This is a genomic window from Methanosarcina barkeri 3, assembly GCF_000970305.1.
GTDB lineage: Archaea > Halobacteriota > Methanosarcinia > Methanosarcinales > Methanosarcinaceae > Methanosarcina > Methanosarcina barkeri_A.
The window spans coordinates 2,930,297-2,955,923 of the sequence record NZ_CP009517.1 but is presented as its reverse complement, the minus strand read 5'-3'; the positions used below and the strand labels follow the sequence as shown (position 1 = coordinate 2,955,923).

General features: G+C 37.7%; 27 protein-coding genes and 2 tRNA genes. 8 read left to right on the top strand and 21 right to left on the bottom strand.

Translation table 11 applies throughout. From position 1 onward, the window contains the following. Nucleotides 1–99: 99 nt before the first annotated feature. A complete protein-coding gene (locus MSBR3_RS11930) occupies nucleotides 100–1,170 on the bottom strand; it encodes a formate--phosphoribosylaminoimidazolecarboxamide ligase (RefSeq protein WP_048108391.1) in 1,071 nt (356 codons plus the stop codon). A 188-nt stretch (nucleotides 1,171–1,358) separates the two neighbouring features. Between MSBR3_RS11930 and MSBR3_RS11925 the strand changes: the two genes are divergently transcribed. After that, nucleotides 1,359–2,276: an ArsR/SmtB family transcription factor gene (locus MSBR3_RS11925; RefSeq protein WP_048108390.1), complete on the top strand. Its 918-nt coding sequence runs from the start codon at nucleotides 1,359–1,361 to the stop codon at nucleotides 2,274–2,276. 8 nt (nucleotides 2,277–2,284) lie between these two features. Next, complete coding sequence (gene truA / locus MSBR3_RS11920; RefSeq protein WP_048108388.1) at nucleotides 2,285–3,094, top strand: tRNA pseudouridine(38-40) synthase TruA; 810 nt, start codon at nucleotides 2,285–2,287, stop codon at nucleotides 3,092–3,094. Between the two features lie 274 nt (nucleotides 3,095–3,368). On the opposite strand, the gene MSBR3_RS11915 is transcribed toward truA, so the two are convergent. Further along, entirely contained in the window at nucleotides 3,369–4,628 is a 1,260-nt protein-coding gene (locus tag MSBR3_RS11915) for a hypothetical protein (protein WP_048108386.1), read from the bottom strand. Nucleotides 4,629–4,820: 192 nt separating this feature from the next. Between MSBR3_RS11915 and MSBR3_RS20345 the strand changes: the two genes are divergently transcribed. Next, complete coding sequence (locus tag MSBR3_RS20345) at nucleotides 4,821–4,970, top strand: hypothetical protein (RefSeq protein ID WP_196296947.1); 150 nt, start codon at nucleotides 4,821–4,823, stop codon at nucleotides 4,968–4,970. A gap of 16 nt (nucleotides 4,971–4,986) precedes the next feature. On the opposite strand, the gene MSBR3_RS11910 is transcribed toward MSBR3_RS20345, so the two are convergent. The 13 genes from MSBR3_RS11910 to MSBR3_RS11845 all read right to left on the bottom strand — a co-directional run bounded on the left by MSBR3_RS11910 (nucleotide 4,987) and on the right by MSBR3_RS11845 (nucleotide 16,007). After that, nucleotides 4,987–6,054: a TRM11 family SAM-dependent methyltransferase gene (locus tag MSBR3_RS11910; protein WP_048108384.1), complete on the bottom strand. Its 1,068-nt coding sequence runs from the start codon at nucleotides 6,052–6,054 to the stop codon at nucleotides 4,987–4,989. Between the two features lie 233 nt (nucleotides 6,055–6,287). After that, entirely contained in the window at nucleotides 6,288–6,773 is a 486-nt protein-coding gene (locus tag MSBR3_RS11905) for a type I restriction enzyme endonuclease domain-containing protein (RefSeq protein ID WP_052723388.1), read from the bottom strand. A gap of 77 nt (nucleotides 6,774–6,850) precedes the next feature. Further along, a complete protein-coding gene (locus tag MSBR3_RS11900; RefSeq protein ID WP_048108383.1) occupies nucleotides 6,851–7,123 on the bottom strand; it encodes a type II toxin-antitoxin system mRNA interferase toxin, RelE/StbE family in 273 nt (90 codons plus the stop codon). Further along, the gene (locus MSBR3_RS11895; protein WP_048108381.1) at nucleotides 7,120–7,326 is read right to left on the bottom strand and encodes a hypothetical protein; all 207 of its coding nucleotides are present in this window, start codon (nucleotides 7,324–7,326) and stop codon (nucleotides 7,120–7,122) included. The genes MSBR3_RS11900 and MSBR3_RS11895 overlap by 4 nt, the downstream gene beginning before the upstream one ends. 65 nt (nucleotides 7,327–7,391) lie before the next feature. Next, nucleotides 7,392–7,946 carry a DUF6155 family protein gene (locus tag MSBR3_RS11890; RefSeq protein WP_048108379.1) on the bottom strand — a complete coding sequence of 185 codons (555 nt, stop codon included), beginning with the start codon at nucleotides 7,944–7,946 and terminating at the stop codon, nucleotides 7,392–7,394. After that, nucleotides 7,915–8,181 (bottom strand): restriction endonuclease subunit S domain-containing protein, encoded by a 267-nt coding sequence (locus MSBR3_RS20675; RefSeq protein ID WP_048108377.1) that lies wholly within the window; start codon nucleotides 8,179–8,181, stop codon nucleotides 7,915–7,917. The genes MSBR3_RS11890 and MSBR3_RS20675 overlap by 32 nt, the downstream gene beginning before the upstream one ends. Before the next feature lie 316 nt (nucleotides 8,182–8,497). Continuing rightward, nucleotides 8,498–8,785 (bottom strand): YunC family protein, encoded by a 288-nt coding sequence (locus tag MSBR3_RS11880; RefSeq protein ID WP_048108375.1) that lies wholly within the window; start codon nucleotides 8,783–8,785, stop codon nucleotides 8,498–8,500. 16 nt (nucleotides 8,786–8,801) lie between these two features. Then, on the bottom strand, nucleotides 8,802–9,641 hold the full coding sequence (locus MSBR3_RS11875) for a hypothetical protein (protein WP_230627420.1): 840 nt from the start codon (nucleotides 9,639–9,641) through the stop codon (nucleotides 8,802–8,804). A gap of 261 nt (nucleotides 9,642–9,902) precedes the next feature. Then, a complete protein-coding gene (gene map / locus MSBR3_RS11870) occupies nucleotides 9,903–10,793 on the bottom strand; it encodes a type II methionyl aminopeptidase (protein WP_048108372.1) in 891 nt (296 codons plus the stop codon). Nucleotides 10,794–11,154: 361 nt separating this feature from the next. Then, a complete protein-coding gene (locus MSBR3_RS11865; protein ID WP_048108370.1) occupies nucleotides 11,155–12,324 on the bottom strand; it encodes a M24 family metallopeptidase in 1,170 nt (389 codons plus the stop codon). Nucleotides 12,325–12,362: 38 nt separating this feature from the next. Next, complete coding sequence (locus MSBR3_RS11860; protein ID WP_052723387.1) at nucleotides 12,363–13,004, bottom strand: hypothetical protein; 642 nt, start codon at nucleotides 13,002–13,004, stop codon at nucleotides 12,363–12,365. Between the two features lie 1,093 nt (nucleotides 13,005–14,097). Beyond that, nucleotides 14,098–14,676, bottom strand: a complete 579-nt coding sequence (locus MSBR3_RS11850; RefSeq protein ID WP_048108366.1) for a GNAT family N-acetyltransferase — start codon at nucleotides 14,674–14,676, stop codon at nucleotides 14,098–14,100. 464 nt (nucleotides 14,677–15,140) lie between these two features. Next, entirely contained in the window at nucleotides 15,141–16,007 is an 867-nt protein-coding gene (locus tag MSBR3_RS11845) for an alpha/beta fold hydrolase (RefSeq protein WP_048108364.1), read from the bottom strand. A gap of 695 nt (nucleotides 16,008–16,702) precedes the next feature. Between MSBR3_RS11845 and MSBR3_RS11840 the strand changes: the two genes are divergently transcribed. Next, nucleotides 16,703–17,014, top strand: coding sequence for a hypothetical protein (locus tag MSBR3_RS11840; RefSeq protein WP_048108362.1), 312 nt, complete (start codon nucleotides 16,703–16,705; stop codon nucleotides 17,012–17,014). A 9-nt stretch (nucleotides 17,015–17,023) separates the two neighbouring features. Here MSBR3_RS11840 and MSBR3_RS20340 read toward each other — a convergent pair whose 3' ends face one another. After that, entirely contained in the window at nucleotides 17,024–17,176 is a 153-nt protein-coding gene (locus MSBR3_RS20340; protein WP_155396802.1) for a hypothetical protein, read from the bottom strand. Between the two features lie 417 nt (nucleotides 17,177–17,593). On the opposite strand from MSBR3_RS20340, the gene MSBR3_RS11835 reads away from it, so the two are divergent. From MSBR3_RS11835 to MSBR3_RS11820, 3 genes are all read left to right on the top strand, one after another. Next, nucleotides 17,594–17,782: a hypothetical protein gene (locus MSBR3_RS11835; protein WP_048108361.1), complete on the top strand. Its 189-nt coding sequence runs from the start codon at nucleotides 17,594–17,596 to the stop codon at nucleotides 17,780–17,782. Nucleotides 17,783–17,985: 203 nt separating this feature from the next. Then, nucleotides 17,986–18,207: a hypothetical protein gene (locus tag MSBR3_RS11830; RefSeq protein WP_155396801.1), complete on the top strand. Its 222-nt coding sequence runs from the start codon at nucleotides 17,986–17,988 to the stop codon at nucleotides 18,205–18,207. Nucleotides 18,208–19,220: 1,013 nt separating this feature from the next. Next, nucleotides 19,221–19,760, top strand: coding sequence for a site-specific integrase (locus MSBR3_RS11820; RefSeq protein WP_230627418.1), 540 nt, complete (start codon nucleotides 19,221–19,223; stop codon nucleotides 19,758–19,760). A gap of 268 nt (nucleotides 19,761–20,028) precedes the next feature. On the opposite strand, the gene MSBR3_RS11815 is transcribed toward MSBR3_RS11820, so the two are convergent. The 5 genes from MSBR3_RS11815 to MSBR3_RS11790 form a co-directional block, all read right to left on the bottom strand. Next, nucleotides 20,029–20,295, bottom strand: a complete 267-nt coding sequence (locus MSBR3_RS11815; protein WP_048107882.1) for a type II toxin-antitoxin system RelE family toxin — start codon at nucleotides 20,293–20,295, stop codon at nucleotides 20,029–20,031. A 243-nt stretch (nucleotides 20,296–20,538) separates the two neighbouring features. Continuing rightward, a complete protein-coding gene (locus tag MSBR3_RS11810; protein ID WP_230627416.1) occupies nucleotides 20,539–21,603 on the bottom strand; it encodes a right-handed parallel beta-helix repeat-containing protein in 1,065 nt (354 codons plus the stop codon). 714 nt (nucleotides 21,604–22,317) lie between these two features. Further along, nucleotides 22,318–22,390, bottom strand: a tRNA-Asp gene (locus MSBR3_RS11800). A 113-nt stretch (nucleotides 22,391–22,503) separates the two neighbouring features. Beyond that, a tRNA-Tyr gene (locus MSBR3_RS11795) sits at nucleotides 22,504–22,622 on the bottom strand. A 424-nt stretch (nucleotides 22,623–23,046) separates the two neighbouring features. Further along, a complete protein-coding gene (locus MSBR3_RS11790) occupies nucleotides 23,047–24,243 on the bottom strand; it encodes a methionine adenosyltransferase (RefSeq protein ID WP_048108354.1) in 1,197 nt (398 codons plus the stop codon). 471 nt (nucleotides 24,244–24,714) lie between these two features. Between MSBR3_RS11790 and hisG the strand changes: the two genes are divergently transcribed. Next, nucleotides 24,715–25,584: an ATP phosphoribosyltransferase gene (gene hisG / locus MSBR3_RS11785; protein WP_048108352.1), complete on the top strand. Its 870-nt coding sequence runs from the start codon at nucleotides 24,715–24,717 to the stop codon at nucleotides 25,582–25,584. The last annotated feature ends 43 nt before the right edge of the window (nucleotides 25,585–25,627 follow it).

Here is a 25,627-nt window from a genome sequence, read left to right as displayed (position 1 = left end):
AATAGTACCATTTAGTTTTTAGAGCTTGAACACTTAAAATTATCAAATTACATCTTTAAGAGTTCACTTTCTTGAAGGTACTATTACTTGCTCACGATATCAGGATATTATCTTATCCAGCTGGCCTGTCTGAGCTGCTATTTTTATTTCCCTGGCTATCCTTCTTCCGGTTGAGAGGTCTTCTTCTATCAGGTCGGCATAAGGAGAACCTGAAACATAAAGATTTGTCCCTGCAACAATTCTGGCCGAGATCTCAAAGACTTTAATCTCAAGCGTATCCGTAAAGACGGTTTCAAGACAGAAAGCTCCTATCATCCCGCCAAAGAGGCCAAGAGATTCTTCAACTACCCTTTCTCCAAGAGAGAAGATGAGAGGTAAGAGGGATTCTCTTGCTACAAGGGGAACGTTTCCTGTGACTACATATGTCGGACGGATTCCTGCTTCTATGAGTTCTCTGGGTGAGCCGAGCCTGAAAATCTCGTCCGCATTGGATTCTACCCTGCGGTCCATGCTCAGAAGTTCAAGGCTGCCCTGGCTTAAAGTATATCCTTCGTTTCGGATCGGGGAGTAGAAATAGTGCAGGTAGTAACGGGTTCCGGTAATAAATTCCTGAATCGTGTATTTCTGGGTCCGATCTATAAGTTCGTTGAACTCTTCGTAGGTTTTTGCAACGAAGAAACCTTTTCCTCCTTTTGCCCCGTCATACTTGACCATTACAGGCCCATTGATGTCGTGAGGATCATCGATTTTCCCAGGCATATGAATGCCTGCCCCAAGAAGCCACTCACGCTCCTTATCCCTATCCGACTCCCATTCTAGCACAGCTCGGTTTCCGAAAGTGGGTACGGCCATCTCTGCAAAATTTTCCGTACCAAGGTAAGCAACTACTGAACCATGTGGAATAATGATGGTGTTTTTCTTTCTAAGCTCCTCAGCCTTATTCATTATATCGGCATAGCTATCGACGATAAGATACTCATCGGGTTTTGCTTTGGGAAAAGCCTCATAAAATTTCGGAGGCTTGCCGACGCAGATTCCCAGGGTTCTGAAGCCTTCTTTCCGAGCTCCGTCAAAAATCTGAAGGCTCGAGTGGGAGCAAATTGTTGCAATTGTAATGTTTTCTAAATCGTAATTTTTCAGAAATTCAAGAACCTGCTGTTTTGTGATCATGATTGGTACCAGCGGAAAATTTAGATTAGTATATGCAATGTTCTATTTAAGGTTAAGGTCTGAATTCTATATCCGGACTTAGTAGTGAATGAATATTTTGCCATAAAAATAAAACTTTATATTGATTCGTGCAAACTAAGGTATACTCTGAGTTAAAAATAGACAGGTTTTTAATCAAGGAAGCAATCATGGACGGATTTGAAGATCAAGAGGGCTTATCGGAAGCAGGCGAACCACTTCAGGTTCCTGAACAAATGGAGCAGGGAAGTAGAGTGCTTGTTCTCCCTGTAAATGGGGAATCAAGAAAGATCACTCAGATTCTTTCTAATGAAACATCAATGAAGATTCTTGAGTTGCTTGGGAAAAAAAGCATGTCTGCAACCAGCATTGCAGAGGAGCTGGAGCTTCCCCTTACTACTGTCAAGTATAATCTTGACTCCCTTATCGAATCCGATCTTATAAAGGTCAAACAAATAAAATGGAGCCAGAAAGGAAGGCAGGTAAAGATCTATGAGTCAGTTGAAAAACTTATTGTCCTTGTTCCTTCGAAAAGCTCTATAGACAAACTCTCTCTCGTAAGCCTGCTGCAAAAGTACCTCGGAGTAATAGTAGCTGCCTTTTTTGCAGCCGCGGGCATAGAGTATTTTTCAGCTTATATGAAGGCAAAAAGGGTAATTGATGCAACTGCTCCTTTAAGAATGAAGACAATGGAGTCATTTGATAATTCTTCTCCAGATCAAATGATCATGGGAATAAACGAGAGCAATAATGCAAGTCCGAAAATAGCTCTCGACCAGCAAGTGCCCGAAGTAGGTTCTAATGCAAGCACTGAGGCCCTGGGAGCCGGAACAGGAAATGTGTCTTCTGGATTGGAAGCTGGTTCGACTCACGTAGTTGCTGAAGTACCAGTGTCCTCACCTGATGGTTTAAACTCTGTACATGGTTGCTCTTCTATCCCGCCTGAAGGGTTAACTCATGCAAGCGGGGTTCACGGTCTTTATGATACGCTTTCTCTTCACCCTGGGTTCTGGTTCCTGTTAGGGTGTGTTTTTATAGTAGTCGTGCTGATTGTAAGAGAAGTCTATTATAAGAAAAAAGCCAAGTAGAGATTCTTATGAGAGTCGCTTTAAAACTTGCATACATAGGCACCGAGTTTCACGGCTCCCAGATCCAGCCTAATATCGAGACCGTGGAGGGAGAACTCTTCAAGGCTCTCCGGAATCTCGGGATTATAGAAAGCCCTAAGTCTGCAAATTATACCTGTGCCGGCAGAACTGATGCCGGAGTTCATGCCCTTGGGCAGGTTATCGCTTTTGATACGGATAAGCCGAACCTGACAATTCCAAGAGTAATAAACTCCGAACTCCCTTCAGGAATATGGGTCTGGGCTCACGCAGAAGTGTCACGAAGCTTTGATGCCAGGAGAGATGCGGTTTCCAGACACTACCGTTATGTAATGAGTGGAAGAGAGCATAATATCTCCAAAATCCGGGAAGCTTCAAAGTTGCTGCTTGGGACGCATGATTTTGAAAATTTTTCACGAACCAATGGAGAAAAAAGTACGATCCGAACCATAGAAAGGATCGATGCTCGTGTAGATGGAGAGCTTATAAAAATCGATGTTGTTGGAAATAGTTTTCTCTGGAATATGGTCCGGAAAATTGTAACTGCTCTTTCCATGATAGGAAAAGGAGTACGTGATAATGATTGGCTGCTCCAGATGCTGAACCCGGATATTTATGAAGAAGGAATCGAACCAGCTCCTGCATATGGATTGACCTTGCTGAAAGTTAATTATGACGAGAAAATAGAATGGATTGAAGATAGTTACTCTATCAGGAGAGCAAGTGAGCAGAACCAGAAACGTATCCTCAGGCATAGGGTTATGGCAGAAGTGCTGGAAGAACTGACCTCTCATGAGTAAAAAATGCCTTTATATGGATTTTTAATGTTTCGAATTTCACTTTGATTTTACTTTTTCGATCGTACTTCCTAAATTAATTTCTTCAATTACTAACTATTTATTCCTTTTTTTCCACTTGTTGGTGTTCGAATCTAAATTAAGTTGAAATCGTTGACGGTAAATTGACTTTACATAAGCTGAATAATTGTCAAACCGATAAATATCGATAGAGTAAAAAGAAAATAGTAACAGAAAATAGTAACGGAAAATAATAACGGAAAATAGTAATAGAAAATTAGTAGTGAATAAGCCCTATTTTTTCGCCATTTGGGAAATATATAAATCCATTTACCTTTAGTTTCCTTAAAGCATTATCAAAAGTAAAATCAAACAGTTTTGTATTACTCTTGACAGTATTTAATAAAAGAGGCATTCCTGCATCGTCCAATTCTGTTATTTCTTTAAGCAGGACTTCTGCTTCAGAAGGCAATCTATACAGATAGTCTGTTGATATTTTATTAAGTTCACTTACGTTATGTCTTGACCCTTCCATTACATCTGACCAGAGTCCTGTACTTGTTTTCAAATCATTAAGTGTTACCCAGGACTTAAAATTAAGTCTGGCAAAAGAAGTGGCTAATTTCGGAATAACCGATCCGATGTCCTGATAATATGGAATATCTTCACTTGAAGATATTTCATCCAGAATAAAGTACATTGCATCTTCCATTCTTTTTTCGACTTTTTCAGGAACATATGGCTGGAAAAGTAGAGAATTAATCATGTATGCCCTTGCTACAGGCAGGTATTCTTCAAAATTCTTTTTATATTCTCCATGTGTTTTAAATGCCATGTTCAAAGGAATCGGAAGGTGAATAGGCACATCGGTTACATCAAAATAAGATAAATTTACTTCACGGCTGTTAAGAGGATAAGTTTCCTCACTGCTTTCAAGAAACTTATAAAAATTCTTGGAAGACGGCTGCCGAAATTCTAGAGGGACAATTCTTAATATTCGCTTAAACGCAGCCCATTTCTGCCTATCTCGGTGTGTATCCAGGGCTACGGTGTTTATTCCGCCTTTCTCAAGGTCTGTTATTTGAGGGGCTGAGATTGCACACATACCCAAACAGTACCGAAAATCCTCAATATTGTAAAAGTTGGGGTTTTTCACAGGAGTTGATAAAAACTCCAAAAACTCTTCAGTACTTGCTAAGTCCTTACCCCGAATTTTATTCGGATTTATGTATTTCCAGCCAATTACGTATTTAATTAAAACCGGACCAATTTCCTGCCCTTTAAGCTCATAAAATGTTTCGGTTTCCGTCACAGTAACTTCTATTAATTTGTCCTTTGGTGGAAATTCCCCGCTTTTTACCGCGTAAATCTGGCTTTTAGGGTCATTATAATAAGGTGAGGGATCAAGATAGAAGGTTCCTTTCCGTTTATCTTTGTACCGGACATAACCCGTATTTTCCACCTTAAAAATAAGATTGTATTCGCTTGCCGCAAATTCATATCCACGGCTTCGGTCTTTTAACGGGGGCAATGCCATAGGATCACTCTTTGCAGATCAATTACTTCCTCGTAATCTTTATACAACTTGCAGGTAGAAAAGATTACCAGTTTTGTAATTTTTCCAGGTTTTTGCGACTTTATTCAATTTTTACAATTCTTTCCAGTTTGTACAACTTCCCCTGTTAATAAGTGAAGATGCAGCTTGCAATATTATTTCGCGTCATTGATAATGTGTTCCAGCAAAAGCGCGATCAATAAAACTATTGCGAAAAACAGGTTACAGGTTACAGGTTACAGGTTACAGGTTACAGGTTACAGGTTACAGGTTACAGGTTACAGGTTACAGGTTACAGGTTACAGGTTACAGGTTACCTGCTGAATGCAGGTTTGATTCTTCATTCCTGCTTTCCGTTTTCGTTCTTCAGTTCTTTTTGAAAAACAGTTATTGTCCGGGTAAGGCTTCTATGCACTCTCTGGGAATAGATATTAAGAACCTTAAGCCCTGCTTTTTCTCCATATTCCGCTGCAGCTTTATCCGAAACTACAACTGCGATGCCTCCTGGCTTAAGGACACGCTCGATCTCACTAAGAGCACAGGAATAAAGTTCTTCCAGTGACCCTCCGAGAATTGCTGCCGATCTTCCGTAGGGTGGGTCAGTAACTACTGCATTTATTGTTTCTTCCTTTAAAGGAACCCTGCAAGCGTCTCCTTCCATCAGGACATAATCCAGTTTGAAGGCTTCAAGGTTCATGAGGGCACCCTTAACAAGTTTTTCCTGAGCATCGATTCCTATAACCCTTGCTCCCATAAGCCCGGCTTCAACAAGAATTCCTGCAGTGCCGCAGAAAGGGTCCATAAAAAGTTCTCCTGGCTTTATTCCTGACAGATTTGCAAGGGCACGTGCAACTCTCGGCATAAGGACACCAGGATGAAAAAACGGTTTGTTCTGGGGGTTTCTGGCTTCATATGCACTTCTGTCAATAGAGGACAGAAGAGTTCCGAAAATTGCTTTTTCACTCAGGATCACCCTGAATTCGACGTCCGGGTTTTTCAGGTTTGCTCGAAAGCCTTTCCTGTAAATGCATCCTCCGACTTTCTGTTCCAGAAACTCCCCTGGAAAATCTACACTGTGTTTAATTCGTTTTGCCCTGACCACAAAACTTTGTCCTTCCTTGATGTAGCCTGATGGATCAAAGGCTTCTGCAAGTTTCAGGATTGCATCTGGATTATTTTCGGAAATCCCAACAACCTTCAGGATATGGTGGGTCATTGCTAGCCTGTCGGTTATCGGGCCTTGAAGGGTTTCTTCCACGTCCTCTTCTTTGCCGGTTATCTCTACCACAAGGCACTGGTCAACAATAGTATGGGGCCGAAAATCAAGTCCCTCGATTTTGAGGCAGGCAAATATTTCGGCAGCGGGCAGTTCTTCATGTTCTCCAGAAAGTTCAAAAGCGTATAACATTGGTGATCGGAAATTGGTTGATAATTATAATTTGAAATAAGATTCGTACCATAACAGTAAGGATCTAATATAAAAACCCGTGCGTGAAACGTGAAAGTAGTTATTAAAAGTAACTGATGGGGTTGGTAGTAGTTGTTATTTTTTTTATCGGATTTTAGAAAAGAGAATAACTGAGAAATAAGTTTTAGAATTGTTGATTATGAACTCTTTCATAACTCTTTCATAACTCATTTTTAAGCTGTTGCCTCATAAATGCTATGGTTGTCACCAACATAAGAATCATAAATGTGCTGGAAGACTATATCACATTTCTCTTCATACGCTTTGGGATTATATGATTCGGGCAGCCCTTTATCAAGTTCATCTTCAATTTCTTTTTTAACTGCGGCCATTGCCTGTTGCTTTTTCCGCCAGTCCAGAACCAGTTTCTCAGCTTTTAGTTTGGATAGCAGTTCTTTTGTAACTTTCTTTACCTGGCTTTTCTCTTTTTCAGTTAGATCAGGTTTTTTTAGCTTGTCAAAGAGAGAAAGTTCTTCTTCAGTTAAATTTTCCATTATTGCTCTCTCATCTTCTTTTTTCGCGTACCTGGCAGTGATGAACCTGTGATTGTCAGCGGAATCTTTGTACAAATCGTGCAGTAGGTTGATAAGTTCTTTCTGGTCTGCTTCTTGCAATGAGTTCTTCAATTCAGACCATTTTAAAGTTGCTTCTTCTGTCACGTTTTTACCAGAATTCACCCTAATTGCTTCTTTTTTTCAAAAAATACATTGATAAACATCAGGCGATTTTCTCAATTTCAGGATGTTCTGTAAACGTCGTCGTGATGCGCAAAGTCCCAGAATATAACTTTATTTTCTGGTTCAATAATCTCAAAAACAAGAACAAATGACTTATCAATATGCACTCGTCTCAAACCTTTCATATCATGCCTTAATGGTTTGAAACGATGAGGATCGTCAAGGATTTCTCTCATTTTGTTCAGCAGGATTTCAAAACGCTCTTTGTCTTTTTTCTGAATTTTTTCCAAATCTCTTGAAAGGTGCCTGCTGAGTTCATAGGAATATCTCAAAGCTTTACCCCGAATTTCTTTTCAAATTCGCTTCCCGAAATAGTCCCTTCTTTTTTGATCTCGTCCAGTCTCTCAAGGTATTCTTCTCTTACAGGGTGCAGCTCACTGTCAATTAACTCAAGGCTTTTTTCGATTTCGAGAACTTTTGCTTTCAGGAAATCCAGGTCATCTGAAATTTTCTTTAGTAATTCTGTTTCGGTCATGTTCCCACATTGATATTTTGCGTCTAGATGATATTTATAAGTGGCTATGAAGGTTCCACGTAGGATTATTCAAAGAAATCTTCAACATATTCAATAAGTAACTCTACGTCGTCCTCAAATCCCCAGCCTATTCCTTCTGACTTTTTTCTTATCTCAAAGAGCCTTTTTTTGAACCTGGGATAAAGGATTTTTCCTTCCGATTTTTTTAAGAAAATACAGAATTTTTCGAGCATGTCAACAATTTTATCGTAGAATTCCTCATTTATATCCCCATATTCGTTGGTAAAATCCACCCCATTTTCAACATAGAAAAGCATCAGCTCTAATTTCCCTTCAAGGTCCTTTGATGCTTTCCAGTAATTATCAATTGCCTTTTCAGCCACAGAATACCTGAGCGTTCCATGCCCCTTTTCCGGAAAAAACTCATTTTTTATTATTTCTCGGTAAGCTTCCAGTACTCCAGATTCAGCTTTTGGTTCTATGTTTCCTGCAAGCAAATATCGTCTGTTCTCCTCAGAAAGCCTGTAAAGATTCTGGATAGTATCGATGAGTTCTTTTTTATCTGCTTCCTGAAGAGTCTTTTTTAAGTCAAACCACCTTAAATCTGAATCCTTTCTCATCTTGTGGCTCCCCTAAATTAAAATTACGCTCCTGATACTCATTCTCTATGCGAATATCCAGATCCGAAACGTCGATTTCTCCTGAAATGAGTTTTGGGAGAAGAAGGTCACAGGTTTTGCGAAGATTTTGATTTTTTAACTCTAGGTTATCAACAATTTTATCAAAGTTACAAACTGGTTCAGTATATTTAATAATTAGTCTGTTGTCAGGTAGTGTATATAAATGCTCAAGCATATTTTTCGTTTAATAGTAGCAGAAAACAAGATTTCAACTTAAAAAACCTGTTTTTGGACCTGTGAAAAAACCATAGCTCTGAAGCGAATGTGATTTGATGTTTCAAGGTCAAAAAATCGTTTAATTCTGCCGTCGTGACCCGATATAAGCTCTCAGATATCTGTTCATCATTAAATGTAACGAAGGCAGTTGAGATTTTAAAGCCAAGTGTAACTATTTATTTAAGATCGTGTTTGAAATGCAAAATCAGTAAACATTGAGACTTTGCCTTACTATGATTAATTAAAGGCAGTAATTAAAGGCAGTCGTTTTTCCTTCAAAACATCCTTTCCAGAGCTTCCCTTCCAGTCATTCCGGTTTCAACCCCAATTTCCCTGGCAAACCGGGTAACTTCAACGACCTGGGCTTTGAGCATATCTTCAAAACTCTGTACGCCTTTTACCTTCGCTGCCGTGTCCCCAAGCGACTCTGCAGCACTTACATTCAGGTATCCGCACATAAGGAAGCCTTTCTCTGCCCTTATAACCAGAAGAGGGTATTTTTGCATCTCAAAGCGGAGGCCAAGAGCACACCCATTTTCAAGCTGAATCTGTTTAATAAGCATAATTTTCAGAACAGCCTTAAACCAGATTAACTTTTTGGACTATCTGACAAAACCATGTATAGAAGTTTTTGATATATTCAGAAACTTTCCTGGCTTCTACTGCTTTTCCGGTCTTTTCAACAATTTCGTTTTTATTTACGATTTCGTTGGTTTTATTTTCTATAGTTTTATTTTCTGCAATTTTGTTTACTGTTTCATTAGTTTTGCTTTCTTCAGTTTTGTTTTCTGCATTTTGCGCAATTATTTTTTCTCTTTCCTGCATCTCGGCTTTATAGGTTTCATTTTCAGAAATCCAGATGGTTATGTTTTTTTCCGGACTGAAACTGCCTTTAAGCACCGTATAGTTGTTCTCGGATTCCTTACTTTCGTTACTCAGTCCTTCTGTCCTTTCGACATCAAAGCCTGCAGGCAGATTGATTGTGACATTTGAGTTCGGGGTACCCATAAACCAGATATTCGTATCCTGATCAATCTGTTTTTCGAAAGTGTAGCTTACAGTTGCAGAACTAGTAATTAATGATTCTTTTTCAGTCTTGCCCAGAGCATCTTCCGAGACTAAGTAGTCAATATCTGTTACATTGACAAACTCCGAAGTGCCATTAAGTTTCACATCAGGTTTGGCTTTTACGGATTCTTCCATTTTATTTCTGAGAATATTTTCCGCTTTCAGGATTTCCCATGCATTAACAAATTTATCACTGTCTCCTGCTTCCAGGTCTATGAAACTCCTGAAAACAACAGATTCGTTGCCTGTAATTTGTTCTTGATACCCCCAGGTCATTCCATTCCTTTCTACTGTGATGTTATTGCTGGGGACAAAGGCAGCAGTACAGGGCTCTGCCATAAATGCAGGCATAAAAAGAGTTATTAACAGAAAACCGGTTAAAAAAAGATTGTATGTTTTCAAGGCGCTCAACTCATGTTTTTTTCTATGTTCTGGCTTTTTGCTAACCTTTAAATTCTCCCTCTTCTTTATTCCCGGTTCATTTTCAATTTATTTTCTATTTACTTTTAATTTTTTCGATTTATTTTCGATTTATTTTCTATTTATCTTCGTTTATTTCTCTATTTTGTTTTCTCTTTATTGTCAATTTCGTTTTCTCTTTACTTTCGGGTTTTACTTTGTTGTAACCTCGCAGCCATCCTGGGTTATTATTATGGTGTGTTCTGCTTGGGCCACAAGTCCTCCTGCACTTTCGAGAAGCACAGGATAGGAGTGAAGAATCCCTGCTTTTTCAAGCTGAAGTAATGCAAAATCCAGTTTTTCGGGTTTAAGCCAGCGTTTTGCAAAAGGCAGCTCCCTGTATTCTTCAACCTGTTTCAGGACATTTCGGACTGCAGGCAAACGGACTGGCTTTTTCCTTATAAGGCTGTATATCTCTGACCAGTTTCCATCATGGACAGCACCAACTCCATCCGTTGCAAAGGGCTCGATTGCGAGCACATCTCCTTCTTTTAGAATTAATCCTCCTTCCATATGCCGGTTAGGAACAGAGGGATCATCGTGAGCTTCGTACTGGGAAAGCCCGTGACCTGTCAGGTTCATTATCGGGTTCAGTCCGTAGCTGCGAATACTGCTCTCGATTGCAGCTCCTAGTTCCCCTGTAGAAATTCCCGGCTTTGCAAGGTCAATGGCTGCGGCAAGAGCCTCTTCGGCAGCTTTCGTGATGTCGGGATTTCCTGATAAGTCAACAGTCACAGCCGAATCCGCAATGTATCCATCCACATGGACCCCGAGATCCAGCTTAACCATATCTTTTCCAAAAACGTCGGTATCTCCCAGCTTAGGGGTTGCATGTGCAGCCTCTTGATTTCTTGAAATATTGCATGGGAAAGCAGGTCTGCCTCCAAGCTCTATAGTCCGATTTTCAACAAATTCCGCAACTTGCAGCAGAGTGTTTCCTACTCTGACCATTTCCACGGCTTCAGCCCTGACAATTTTCAGAATTCTGCCTGCTTCCCTGTACTTCTCAAGGATATCTTGCTTATTGTGCACATTATCGGTCATGTTACCCCTTGTGAATGCTGTTATTTCTTGTGAATGTTGTTATTGTATTTTTATATAAGTACTGGAACTTTGACAGTTATCCTGAGTGTGTTCCTTATGTGAGTTTCTAATTGACTTGAACAGGTTCTTTTGAACAGGTTCTTTTGAATAGGTTCTTTTGAATAGGTTCTTTTGAATAGGTTCTTTTGAACAGATTCTTTTGAACAGGTGCTTTTCATTTCAGACGGATACTTGATTTTAACAAATATTTTTTCAATTTCAGAGAAGACTTTTTCTTTTAACGGAATATATCCTATTTGAGCAGGTTAAATATTGTTATTGAAATATAAAAGTATAATAAATCCTTTCAATTGTAAATCTGTTATACTACAAATCTCTTTTCCAACCTTGTAAAGTTCTGACATCCTTTTTCCGTGACCAGGACCATATCCTCAATTCGTATTCCTCCGATCTCAGGGTAGTATAGTCCAGGTTCGAGAGTGATTACATTGCCTACCTCAAGTGGAACCCCGTTTTCTCCGACTCCTGGAAGTTCATGTACATCGAGCCCTACTCCATGTCCTGTTGAGTGAATAAAACCTACCTTTGCACCACTTCGGTATGTGTCATAGCCATGCGCTTCGAAGAAGTCGCAGACAGCATTATGCACATCGGATGTCTTTACTCCTGGCTTGACCATTTCAAAGCCTTTTTTCTGGGCTCCAAGTACGGTTTCGTACATTTTTTTGAGCTCTTCCGAAGCTTTTCCATGCAGGACTGTGCGCGTCATGTCCGCAAAATAACGCTTCGTTTTGCTTCGCGGGAAAATATCCAGGATAATTGGGACATTTGCCCTCAGTGGGCCCTCAGTAGTCCCATGGGGGTTTGCCGTATCCTTGCCGCATGAAACGATTGTCTCTTCGGCTTCACACCCATAATTAAGAAGAGTATGATCTATAACCGAAAGCACTTTAGCTCCTGTCAATACCTCCCCTGAGTGATAGAGAAAACCATCCCTTTCTTTCGCTCCTGATATCAAGGCTATAGCAGCTTCCATAGCCTTTTCTCCGGCCATCTGGGCATATTTTATGGCTTCAAGCTCTTCCGGTCTTTTCGAGCTCCTGATTTTTCTGAAAGGGCTTTTTATCGGGATTACGGAAAAACCTGCTTCAGTGAGATAATTCGATTCGAATACCGGGAAATCGTAAGGCACTGAGATTTTCTTAATTCCTTCTCCTGTAAGCAGCTCGGATATGCAGGCTGCATAGGCGATAGACGGATCTTTCTTTTCCTTCATCTTCTCCCTGTAGCCCAGGTCCTGCAATGTTCTTATTGTCGAAACTCTTGACTCGATTTCAGCTCTACCTTTTTCCATATCCGAAATAAAAAGTATCTCTTTTTCGGCTGCTGTTTGCAGATATGCGAAATCGTCGGAAGCCAGGAAGCGAGTTACATAATAAATATCGGAATTATGAAGGTTACCTATCATAAGATAGGCATCTGTTCCTGCTTCTTCAAGGTTTTTCTTTATGCTGAACTCTGGTTCTGTCATGCAAGGTAATTCTGGCTTTGTGCATAAAGGTCTTATTGTCAGACCTTCTGTCTTTCCATCCGCAAAATTTCTTCTTTTATTTTATGGTTCAAAATTATAAGTTCTTCAAGCAGCTCAAAATAATGATTAAGAGAGGCTGTCATTTCATCCGAAAACCTGAGAAAGCATACATATTTTCTTTTTCCCATCTCTTTTACCCAGGCTTTATTCTCAGGCTCCCCTTCTTCCCAGAAAATTTCGGTAGCACAGCCAAGGATTCTTCGAACGCTTAATGTCAGTTCCTTTAGAATTTTCTCTTTTTTATATTCAATGTAGTCCCTTGAACTATCCGGCTGAAATAGTGCATTTTTATGAATCCAATAATCGCCGTGATTAAGATGAGTCTCTACAATACCTGAAATTTTGAGGGACAGCTCTTTCAGGTTTAAGTTTGATTCTCCTGTGTTTTTGTTATGAAGTCTTAAGTTTTCAGGAAAAGCTGCGTTTTCTGGAGAGTTAACTGATATTTCAATTTCTCTTTTAATCCATTCAGAGGTGAATTTTTTGGTAGCTTCAATAAAAGCAAGAGCTTCAAGCTCCATTTTTTCTATAGTGTCTTCTAACTTTCGCTGTATGCTATCTAACTCTTTCCTGGAATCATCAGATACGGCAGCTTCAGTCTCCATTTTGCATTCTTCCAATCTACTTTCTTTCTCAGGAACTAATTACACTTCTTTTACAGGAACTAATTCCGCTTCTTTTACAGGAACTAATTCCGCTTCTTTCACAGGAACTAATTATGATTCCTTACAGAAACTAGTTATGTCATGAATTAATTATTCCATTTTTGTATCTGTTACGTTTACTTTACTTAGTGTTCTTAGAGTATGAGAACTTATATAAACTCAGATAGGTCTATAGCATATTTGTTAAGGCAAAAGAAAACTCACAAGAATACAAGGCGAAGCTAATAAACTCTACTGTTATACGCGGGAGACCTATATCTTTTTTATTTATCCATTTTGTGGGTAAGATACAGGCTATGTGAGAAAAAAGGAAGCATTAAGAAAATGATGGAAGAGATACTTTATCTTGGAAACATAATTTTCTTTATTTTTTTATGGAGGATAATACTTCAGGTTTTGTTAAGTGTTATCCAATTCTGCTTGAAGAAAGACAGAAGTCCTACAGGCGACGAATATCATAGACTATATGAAGAAAGTATAGAATGGATGAGGCAAGAAAGTCGGAAATCTCACAGACGATGAATACTGCAGATTATCTGAAGAAAGTGTAGTATAGATTCAGAAACGACAAGCTCATAACTTGAAATAAATCGAACAAAAGGAAGTACAAAAAGTACTCCTTTTATGTTCTATCTCAAGATCCTGCTATAAATTTATCATTATGTCATTTAGGAATATGACGAAGATATAATTTCATGATTTAGTTACCGATATCGTTTAAGCCCTGGTGCAGATTCTGGTAATTATTCTGTATGATTCTGGTAATTATTCTGTATGATTCTAGTATTATTCTATATGATACATAGATTTAAACAAATTCTACGTATTCTTGCTGTTTTCACCCTGATTTTGAGCTAAAATTAAGGCTAAAACTGGGAAAATGCATAGGTTTTAACGTAAAGCTCACGCATTAGTGAAAATAAAAACTGTAGAATATATTTATTTCAAATTATTCGTACAACATTTCCTAGATTATATTCTAAAAGGAACTAACAGGTTGTGTTGCAAAAATTATCACCCATATTATTAAAAGAATCTGCATATTTCTTTAGTTTTCAATTTTCTGTCGAGTTTTCATTTTCATCACTTTTTCAAATCTAAAAAATTCGTATTCTTCTAATGGTCTCGAATTGTTTTGATGCTCGTTTACACGAGGCTGATGTGGATCAGGGTTAAACTTATTATAAAACTCAACAATGTGAAATCCGCATTTATTCACATAAAAATGAATGTTACGTTTTTCAAAATAAGGTGTAAAGAGCTCCCATACTTTTGTTTCTGGATACTGCGCCTCAATTGCCTGCCACGCTGCCGAACCAATTCCACGATTGTGCGTTTTTGACGAAATATAGAGCAAATCGACCCGATTGCGATGTGTTTTGTTGTTAATTTTTAATACTACGCCTCCCACATTTTCACCGTTCAGTGAAATGTGGTAAGTGACTGCTTCAGGCGCATGAAAAGACTGCTGAATATCTTCATCTGATGGAATAGGACCAGCTTCTGCATCACCTAAATTTTCTATTAGCGCATTCATGAAAGCTTCCTGTAATTCCTTTTGAAATAATGCTAAATCCTCTTCATTTGCAAGTAAAAGTTGGACTTTATCTTCTAACTGTTTATTCATCTCTTTTATCCCTCCTAACAATTTAGGACTTACTCGGTTGAATCATTTATGTATAATATTAAAATATTTCATTCAATAGGTACTGTGTAGTCTATGGGGCCTGGGGAATATTTCCAGCATCAAGCGATATTTATTTAGAGGATAAACCCCGTCAACTACACAGAACCAATAGGCGAAATCATTTCAGGATAGAACAGAAATTTAAAATTTTTAGAATATCTATAGGTTATATTATGAAACCTTCGGATAAACTACAAAGCAAATTTACAGAAAAGTCATTACGCTGCCCAAAAGTTCAGAAATTAGATGTCCTGGTTTATGTCCTGGTTTGAAAGTAAAATGAAAATTCAAAGAGTGGGAATAACGGAGTATTTAAGTAAACCAAGATGCAAATTAAATTTATAGAGAGATTATAAATATTATTAAAAAACATGTGTAAAGTCTTAGACTGCGTAAGTCCTAGATTATTTACTATAAGTTGGCAATGAATTTAGGAATTTTGAGACCAATGAATTGAATAACTGTGGTTGTTCCATATTGTTCATATGCCCAGCATCTTTTATTATCTCAAGCTGAGCATTTGGAATCCTTTCAGCAAGAGTATTTGCAGTATTTTGGATATAAGGTATATCTAAAGTTCCTAAGATAACCAGTGTAGGAACCGCAATATCTTCTAGTCGCTCAATCGCTTCTGGCTTAATTCGAACTTCCGTGTCTTGATTTAACCAATGCCAAGGTTCGTAGTCATTAAGCATTTCTCTTAGTTTCTTCATTACAACCTCGTTTTTTAATGCAGAAGCAAACAGAGCAGAATTAATCCAAACCCTTTTTGCATTATCAATTCCCAACTTCTGGGCAATTAAGGCGACCTCATATTTGATTTCTTTAAACTCATTAGATAAAGGAAGTCCATTTATACCCGCTCCCCCAAGTACCAGTGATTTTACTTTCTCAGGGTGCTCAAGTGCGAAAGTGATGGCAGTACGTCCACCTCTTGAATGAGCCACTACATTAGATGAATTAATTTGCAACAAATCCATTAGTTTATTTAAATCAGATGAAGTAGAATATTTCCCTCCATTTAACCGACCTGAGAGCCCGAATCCTCGCATATCGTATGCAACAGTATGATATTTTTTACTAAAGTACATTAACTGATCTTCCCACATTCGACAGTCTAAACCTGTGCCATGAATAAAAATTATAGGGTCACCTTTTCCGATTTCGACGTAGTGAATGAAAACGTCATCGAGATTGGCACACTTTTCATTGATCCCTAATTCCATTGGAAAATGTCTTTTTGTTGTTTCACTGATTTTTTCAGCTATCATATTTTTTCCTTCTTCTTTTCTAATTATAATATCCGTGAATAAACTCAATAATCGCTAAAGCAATAACATAGGGCGGGCGTTGTCCAAATAGAGTTCTCAGAATCACACGATAACAAAAAAGACAGTGTAACATAAGTTCAGTATGATCACAAATCTCAAGAAGTTATTTGATAGAAAAAATCACATCAATAGAACCAAATTGCTTGCTGTAAACAAAGTTTTGATTTAGAATTTACAGTAAATTAGCAACATTGCCCTTTCCCGTTCAATCTGTAATATTATTATAAATTACTTTAAATTAATTGTATCAAAAATAGCTTAGCTTCAAAACATGTTTTAAGGTCGAAAGTTTCAAAGCTACGTTGAACCCGGTTTTCAAATCGTCTAAAAATTTACTCCATATTTTTTACATAGGTTTTATTGTAAAACCTATGCATTTTTCCAGTTTTAGCCTCAATTTTAGCTCAAAATTAGGGTGAAAACGGCAAAAATACATAGATTTTGTTTAAATTTATGTATCATACAGAATAATTACCAGAATCTCCATCAGGGCTTTTTGAATCCAGGGGTTTCAAATTGCTTTCTTCTATTTTCTATTATATTTATCAAGGGATACGGTACTTGGTTTATTATAGTTGTTTGTCATATATTGTGTTATTGGGAAGGATAGAGCAACAATTTTGTTTAAGGTATACATGGACATGAACGAAGAAACACCAAACGAAATTGATTTAAGAATGTCTAAATTAAAAGAAATTTCATCTAAATCAAATAAAAAGTTTTTAATACTGCCTGGCTCAAATGCTATTGAATACAGCAGTAATATAAAGGGATTTATAATACGCAGGTTAGGACGAATTGTATCAATTTCAAATGATGATATGAATTCTCTTATCAAAATGACAGACGATGACATGGGATCTTATATTACGAAAAGATTCCAAGGAGATGAAAAAAAACAGGAAATTTTAAAAGAGTTCATAAAAATAGTATTGATGGAAAGGTGATACCATAAATTACATTGATATTATTAGCCCGAGAATAGATGAATCAACTGTATATTGATTATCACCAATTGATTTCTTTCTTTTCTTTGTATCTTTTCCAATCATATAAATCCTCTGATCATCTATAATGTTTCTTTTTAACAACTGATCAGAATCATCCATATAATGACATTAGAACAAAAATCGAAATCTTTTTTCTTTTGTTGTAAATTCAACTCTCAATTTCTGAACATTTCCCCGATTTTCGACTATATTCCCAAATCTAGTGATTTTTGCATTTTTTTGATTGAAAATCTGAATTCACAAGAAGAATCCAGTTTTCATCAAAATCAATATTCGACATCTAAAGACTTCAACCTCTAAGTTGTATCTCAAGGATTATAACCAATTATAAAATCCAGTGATTTTGATTTTATGTTCATCACCGGATTTTGGTACTGAGTCCCTCATATTAATATTTTAGTAATACATGTATACATATAATATAAGTTCTATATACGATTGTTAAAAGATATATTGGTTTAGTGTTTTCTATTTTTCGAGTGATCAAGCTACTGAAAAATGACATAAGGAGTATTTATGGAGTTTACAGATTCTTCGATAACATTTAAGCAAAAAAATTTAGTAATAAAGTCTCTTAATTATATGGAGAGGCATAAAAAAATTGACCAGTATTGCAAAGAATATTGCAAAAAGAGCTGGACTGACTTATCCTTTGATGAGGCAAATAACTTAATCAGGATACTTGACAAGATGGCTTGGCGGTAACTATTCTAATTGATGCAAAAAATCTGGCTTTGTTACAAAATTAGTGTAGACCTTTATAATTAGGAAAGTTAATCATTTTCATTGCCGGGAATGTGTATCAAACTGCGGAAATATCATTTTTGCACCAGAACCAGTTATGTTATATTTTCAAACAAAGACAAGCAGGCGAACAGGTATTGTGTTTACAAGAAGCTAAACGGACTTTGCCAAGCAGATATAGACAAGAAAATTGGCACGCATACAATGAGACGGTTCAGAGCTACACATCTCCTAAAGAGGGATTTAAGCTTGCAAAAGTCTCCAAGTATCTTGAGCACAAGAATTTGGCTACTACCACGGCATACCTGAAGATAACCACTACAGACATTCAAAGGGAACTCGATGAATTCGACAATCCTGTTACAAACATTATAAAATGGGAATGAGGGGTTAGAATGGTTGAAAAACGATTCATAAAAGCTTGTCCTTGCTGTGACAGTTCAGAAGTTCAACATAGCAGGAGGATCAGGAAGTACAATTGTGAAAGATGCAAACAGAGTTTTCCAGCCGCTAAAGTTGTCACACGTGTAACGAGAGCACCTGGGAGATGTATAAATTTATCCATACCTAAGCAGGTTCCGTTGCGAAAAATCCTTTCTAAGGATACAATAGAATAAAAAGAAAAACAAAGAAAGTAATATGCGGTTGTGGTGCAAAAATGATATTTTCGCAGTTTGATACTATGATTCTTACCTTTATATACCATCTTTTCAGCTGATGAGATAGATTAACTTTCCTAATTATGAAAGTTTACACTGATTTTGTAACAAAGCCAGATTTTTTGCACCACAACGGAAAAAGGACTAATAGGAAGCCCAACAAACAGTGATACCATGTTACCTGAAAAAATGGCTCGACAAATGTACGCGAAGAATCGTGAAAAGATAATTCAACATGCACGAAATGCACGGCGCGGATACTTTATTGTGAATTTTTATAATAATTATGATGTGAAAATAAGTTCTGAGAAAGATGATAAATCAGAGTTCAGCTTTATCATACCTAGCGCGCTTGAATTTCTAGATGTTAACTTTAACAAAGCATTGGCTGATTATCTTACTTATCGTAAAACTCACTACTGAGTTCTTGACTCAGGTGAACTGAGAAAAAGAGGAAACTATAGTCAAAAAGGTAGTGTACCGATTTTCTGTAAATTCTCTGTTTACTTATACACAGATTTTGTGCATTTACTTAATATGAACGTTTTCATAGAACGTTGGTATTTCTGATTATAACGACAAAGCAAAAACGACAGCCGCAAGTAAAAATCAAGTATCTTTTTAATACTGATTTAGAAGATAAAGTATAAAAAACACCAACTTATTTATGGAACGTTGGTATACTACTTTTTGAAGGGATTTTTATAGAATATGGATTAATAACAGCAGACGGCACTAAAGTGTTAACTGTCGAAGAGTATGATCGATTTGTTAAGGCGATACCTGCAAAGTTTAAGCCTATCTTTGAGCTTAACACAATTACGGGGCTTCGCTATGTCGAATTACAAAGATTATATTATAATCCATCCTGGTACATTGAGAGCAGGAATCAAATAATACTCCCAAAGGAAGCCCACAAGAAGGTCAAACAGAAAGCACCAAAGCGCACTATTGACAAACTTCCCACTACTTTTCCATATCTGATTAAGGCATTTCAGGAAGGCAGGAGACCACCGGATCGTACAAGTTGGTGGGATAACCTTAGCAGGTGGTCTGAGAAAGCAGATATAAGCCCGAAAGTCGGCCCGAAGACTCCCAGGAAAACAATAGAGTCATGGATGCTTAAAGCCGGAATACCGGAAATTGAAATTTACAGTAGACAGGGACACGACCCAGTAACGTCATTGAGGCACTACCAGAGTTTAAGTTTTACAGATTATGAAATGAGAGATATTGAAAAGAGACTTACTGAGTGGGGAATTCTTAGAAGGGGAATTTAAGTGTTTTATCCCAAAATAATTTCGCTTTGTAGATCTATGCATATTCTATCAGGGATAAAATACAAACTTTTTATCTCAAAGAGTTCGTATATTGAAGTATCCTGAAAAATTGGATTGTTGCAACGGAACCAGAATAAGTAACTTTTTCTAATTGTGAAGTTTTTCACTTATTTTGTATAACAGTCAAATTTTTGCAACGGAATCCCTAAAATTGCTTCATCATGTAAGTGCAAATCCACATTTTTTTCAGAAAAGTAGAAAGTGAGAATTACAGGCGGTCGTACTTCTTATGGGCTTGCTCTTGTGTCAGGATGTCAAAAACAACAATTGCATTCTCTTCGAAATCAACGGCATAGAACGCCCTGTAATTCCCGATTCGAAGGCGGTACACATCTTCTTTATAACCTTCTATTCTGCACTTATTACCGCCCTGAAACCCGTTTTTTAGATCTTTTAAAGCTTCAGCAACTTGTTTTTTTCTACCTTGTGGCAGGCCATCAAGAACTTTTGCGTTAATGAAGACTTTAAAGGTCATCCACGCTCACGTATTCTTCACGGTGTTCTTTAAAGTGTTTTTTTGCTTCTTCCGCAATTCGGTCTATCTTTAATCTGTATTCACGCTCTTTATGTTCGTTTATCAGGTCTTCAATAACTTTATTGTATCATCACCCATAGAACCGATTTTGTGCAGCTCATCTCTATTTTTCTTTGTTATCTGTATCGTGGTATTTTCATGCATAATAATCGCTATAGTGTTTATGTCAAATTTAGGCTTTAATTATATGGTTCGTGGTTCACCTGCATTAAGTATCTCACCTTCCAATGTATTATTTGCACTGTTTAAAGCGATATTTGTACTGTTTAAAACGTCATATATTACTCTAAATTCAGTATTCGAATCTCCAATATTACCTTTTAATGTGTTATTTTGAGAATCGACAAGATTAACCGAATATGAATATCCACGTCTCACAATAGTATTATTCAAAACTTTATTATTATTTGAGTTAACGAGACTAAGGCTGAAATAGTTATATAAAATTGAGTTATTATTTAGCTCATTATAAGAAGATTTAATGAATCTCACACCGTCCAATAACTTCGATACGGTGTTACTCATTAATTTATTATCATCAGACTCTTCAAGATAAATTCCTGTTGCATTATTCTCTGATCCAGCAAATATTCCAACACCTAAAATGTCATTATTTCTTAATTGGTTGTTATCAGAATTTTTTAGATAAATTCCAAGTGAATTGTTATTCACTTCATTCTTTTCCAGGATGTTCCTATTTGAATCATTAAGGCAAACTCCATAATTGTTATGACTTAGTTTATTTCCAGTTATGTTGCCATCAGACCCACTACAATATATGCCAGATTTACCCTGTGACCCAGTTATATTGAAGCCGCTGATTGTCACATTATCCGCAGTTATGTGGAATACATCTTTTTCAGGGTCAGCCGCCTGAATAACAGCATATGTGGATTCTCCTTCATTTGAGCTTATAACCTTCAGCGGTTTGTCTACAACCAAATTTTCCTTATATAATCCTGGGTAAACAATAACGGTACCACCGGAATTTACAGAATTGATTGCATTCTGTATTGAATCTCCTGGGTAGATCTCAACATCTATTGGATTATTGTCAATATTATCAAGATTTTTTTTTACTGGCTCTCCAGAATGCAAGTCAGCATTTGTTGAATTGTTGCTAATATTGTCAAGATATTCTTCGGGATGTATTTCACTATACTTTGCATTGAAAGTATAAAGTATCGAAGCGATAAAAATTAACAATAATATAATTATTAATTTTGTATTAACTCGTGAGAGATCCATAGTTACCTATCCCAAAAAAGTTATATCGGGTGATTAAGTCCTCACCCTCGTTGCTGCTACATCATCCCAATTTCCAAAAGTAATATAATGAATCTTTGTATCCCACCCATCATGTATGTAAACATAAACATTTGAACCCACTTTTTTATAACCCCTACATGTAACAGCGTGGTCTCCGTAGTGATTGGAATTCCCACTTCCTACTCCACCGTTATACATGGACAAAACAAGTGGTCTATTTACATCAATTTCTGATTATTTACCATTAGATTTTGGAACTGAGTTCACTTAATTTAACACATAAATTGAGAAGAATTTCGTTTTATTTTTCGTTATCGAATTTGGCTAACATTTTCTCAATGTGTGATTCAGTTCCGAATTCAGGATCTAGTTTTTTAATCGTGTTCAGTGTGTAGGAAAATATTACTTTCAGATGATGAAGTTCTCTGAAAAAATAAGCGTTAGTGATAAGCAAGAAGATTATTGTCAAGCTTATAGTGGAAATAAAAAGAATAATGATATTTTCAGGAGTTAAAAGATTCATATTGTGAATATGAAATCTTTATAAAAAACTTTTTTATTTGTGTTGAAGGCACTGCCTACAAACTAATTTTAAGAAAAACTTGTATAAAATGAATTATTTTAAAGAAATAAGTTATAAAAAAGGTTTATTTTGCTCGATTGGCGTCAATCGAGCTTTAAATTGATCCATAACGCCCGGACCGGGATTCGAACCCGAGTCGGAGCCTCGACAGGGCTCCATGATAGGCCTCTACACTATCCGGACACTTCGGTGCCTTTTGCTATTGTTTTTCGCCCGCGTTGCGAGCAAAACATAAACGCTTTTTTAATATATAAATGTTCCCGTTGAAGCTTTTCGATTCTGGGTTTTATTTCAGGTCCCGCCTCCCAGACTCGAACCGGGGACATCGCGGTGCCTGCGCGGAAATGTACGGGTAGTAATTTTACCCGCACGAGCCGAACTACAGCCGCGCACTCTACCACTGAGTTAAGGCGGGACAATGTATATTGTTCCACTGTTGCACTGCTTGAGTGCACCATCTCATATATGGTGATGATATATATGTTTTACGCTAGATATTGGCTATAGGGGCATTTTTACGAAAATTTTACATACGTAAGTTCATTCTATAGCCTCCGTCATTACTAATTCTAAAGAATACTCAAGAGCTCTAAAAAGTGCTCCCATAGTTCGGCATCACTCTCCCAGTTCTAAAAAACAACCTGTTTCTCCAAAAAAACAATTAGCTCTAAACTGAAAAGCACACTCAGGAAAACTGTCAGAATGAGCATTTAAATCTGAAAACAATCAGTTCTAAAAATGAGCAGTTTCTTATTAAGAATAAGCTAAAGTCAAAAGCAGTTACAGTAAAAGGGTTATGAAAAGAACTTTTGGGTTCTTTTCAGCAATGTTAGCTTTGTTTAAAAAGTGTTCAATTCTCCCTTAATTACCATTTCGGTAATCTTTGTCACATTGGAAAGCCAGTCATCCATAACAACCTCCGCTTCGGCTTTGACCTTTGCAAAAGAAGTGCCTTCTTTAGGGATAACCTGCGCACTTGCTACGAGTGGCTGATCAATTGGTTTCCCTATCTGGGAAAGCAGCCTGATGTAAACATCCTGGACTTCGGGAACCTGCTTTACAATATCACGGGCCATCTGGGTTGAGAGGAGGTTGTAGATCTTGCCTATGTGGTTAATGGGATTCTTTCCGCTGGTTGCCTCCATGCTCATAGGTCTGTTTGGCGTGATCAGTCCATTGCAGCGGTTTCCACGCCCTACCGAGCCGTCATCCCCCATTTCAGCTGAAGTGCCTGTAACTGTTAGGAAAACACATTGTGTTTTCAAATTATCTCCGGTGTTAATGCAGACCTTCACATCGCGCTCAGTATACTTGAAAGCGAGATCTTCAACGTACCTCTGCATTTCCTGAGTCATATTTATATAGCTATCAAAGTCGTCAATATATCTCCCAATCATGCCACTGCATATTGTAAGGGTTATATCTTCTCCATCCCTGAGTCCCATAACCTTCATATCTTCTCCGATTGCAGGCATGCGCGACTTAAGGTCTGTGAGCAGTTGCCTTTCTGTGTTATATACGAGGTTTTCAAGCTCGGAAAACGGAGCATGACCAACCCCGAACGAGGTATCATTTGCAACCGGAACCCTGTCTCTTTTGAAGACATCCCTCAGGTCTGAGGACCCTGTCCCGAGTTTACAGTCCATGATGACATCTCTTTCGAGATCCATATTTACAAGGGTATTCTTAAGATATCGTCTGGCAGCTTGTAGGGCCACAGACTCGGTAGCAAGCTCTACCCCTTCAAACTCCTTTGTTGCCCTGCCTACAAGCAGAATATATATGGGCTGCAGTATTTCTCCGCCCCCGAACTTGGGACTTGATCTCCCGGCTACAATCTGGGTTTCGTCAGTATTATGGTGGAGTACGGCTCCACATTTGCTTATGTATTCCCTGCATAGTGCGCGACTTACGGCTTCGGCCAGTCCGTCCGATATACTATCAGGATGCCCTATCCCTTTGCGTTCTACAAGCTCTATCCTCTGTTTCTCAATGGGGGTCTGGAAGAGCTCCTCCACTTTGATATTTCGGGCCATTTGGATCCTCTTTTTTCAAAATCGATAATAGTTTTATTATTAAATGTTAATGTTATTGGTTTACTATTTTTCGGTCAGTTGTCTCATCAGTCTGCTATCTTAGCATTCTGTTATGATTAATTCTTTTGTTGTTCTAACATTAATAAAATATTCTTACATATATTCTGAAAACTATTCCCTATTAAATTACTATGAATATATAATTTTTCCCCTACCTTAATTACTGAAAGTAATATTCCTTCTAAAAACGATTTTTTACCTGCAATCCTGGAAGTTTACTGATTAGTTCTCAAATTAATTCGTAATGAGTAGGCTTTTTATCTATAGACTTGCCTCTCTTAGAAGAAAACTTCTATGAGATCTTACCGTGAAGTCTATATCATACTAGAGTATTCTGGATAAACGTTTTTACTTTGATGAGTTTACCCGGGAAAATACCTCCCGGCATATTATTTATAGAGGACATAACAGATGATTCGCATTGCAATACCCAATAAAGGGCGCCTTTACGAACCCACAATCTCTATTTTCAAAGATGCAGGACTCCCTATAAGTGGAGGGGCTGAAAGTCGAAAACTTTTCGCAAAAACTACCGATCCGGATATCCATATCCTCTTTGCCAGGGCTGCTGATATTCCTGAGTACGTGCAGGACGGGGCTGCGGACGTAGGTATTACAGGCATAGATCTGATTACGGAAAGGGGTGCAAAGGTTGAAACTCTCCTGGACCTCAAGTTCGGAAAGGCTAGCCTTGTTCTGGCTGTCCCTGAGGACTCGGATTTTAAGAAAGCTGAAAATCTTGAAGGCCGAAAGATTGCAACCGAGTTTCCGGAAATCACGCACCAGTACTTCAAAAAGCTTGGAGTCAATGTTGAGGTTATAAAGGTCAGCGGAGCCTGTGAAATGACTCCACATGTGGGAATAGCTGATGCAATAGTGGACATCTCAAGCTCTGGAACCACTCTGATGATAAACCATTTAAAGCCAATTGACACTGTTTTTTCTTCAACGGTCTATTTGATTGCAAATAAAGAAAGCCTCAAGACAAAGGACAAAATTCTGGACATCAAAACTGCATTGGAAAGCGTGCTTAATGCAAAGCAGCGGCGTTATCTTATGATGAATGTTCCCGAATCTTCCCTCCAGGCAGTAAAAGAAGTCCTTCCAGGAATGTCAGGCCCGACAGTTATGAAGGTTGAGTCCAGTAAACTGTCCGGAGAATCCATCCTTGCAGTTCATGCTGTTGTGGATGCTGACCTGATTTTTACTATTGTAAACAAGCTGAAGAATGTTGGTGCTCGTGACGTTCTTGTCGTGCCTATCGAAAGAATAATGCCCTGAAAGGGAAAAATCCGGAGAATGCGCTTTTCGGGTAAGACAAACA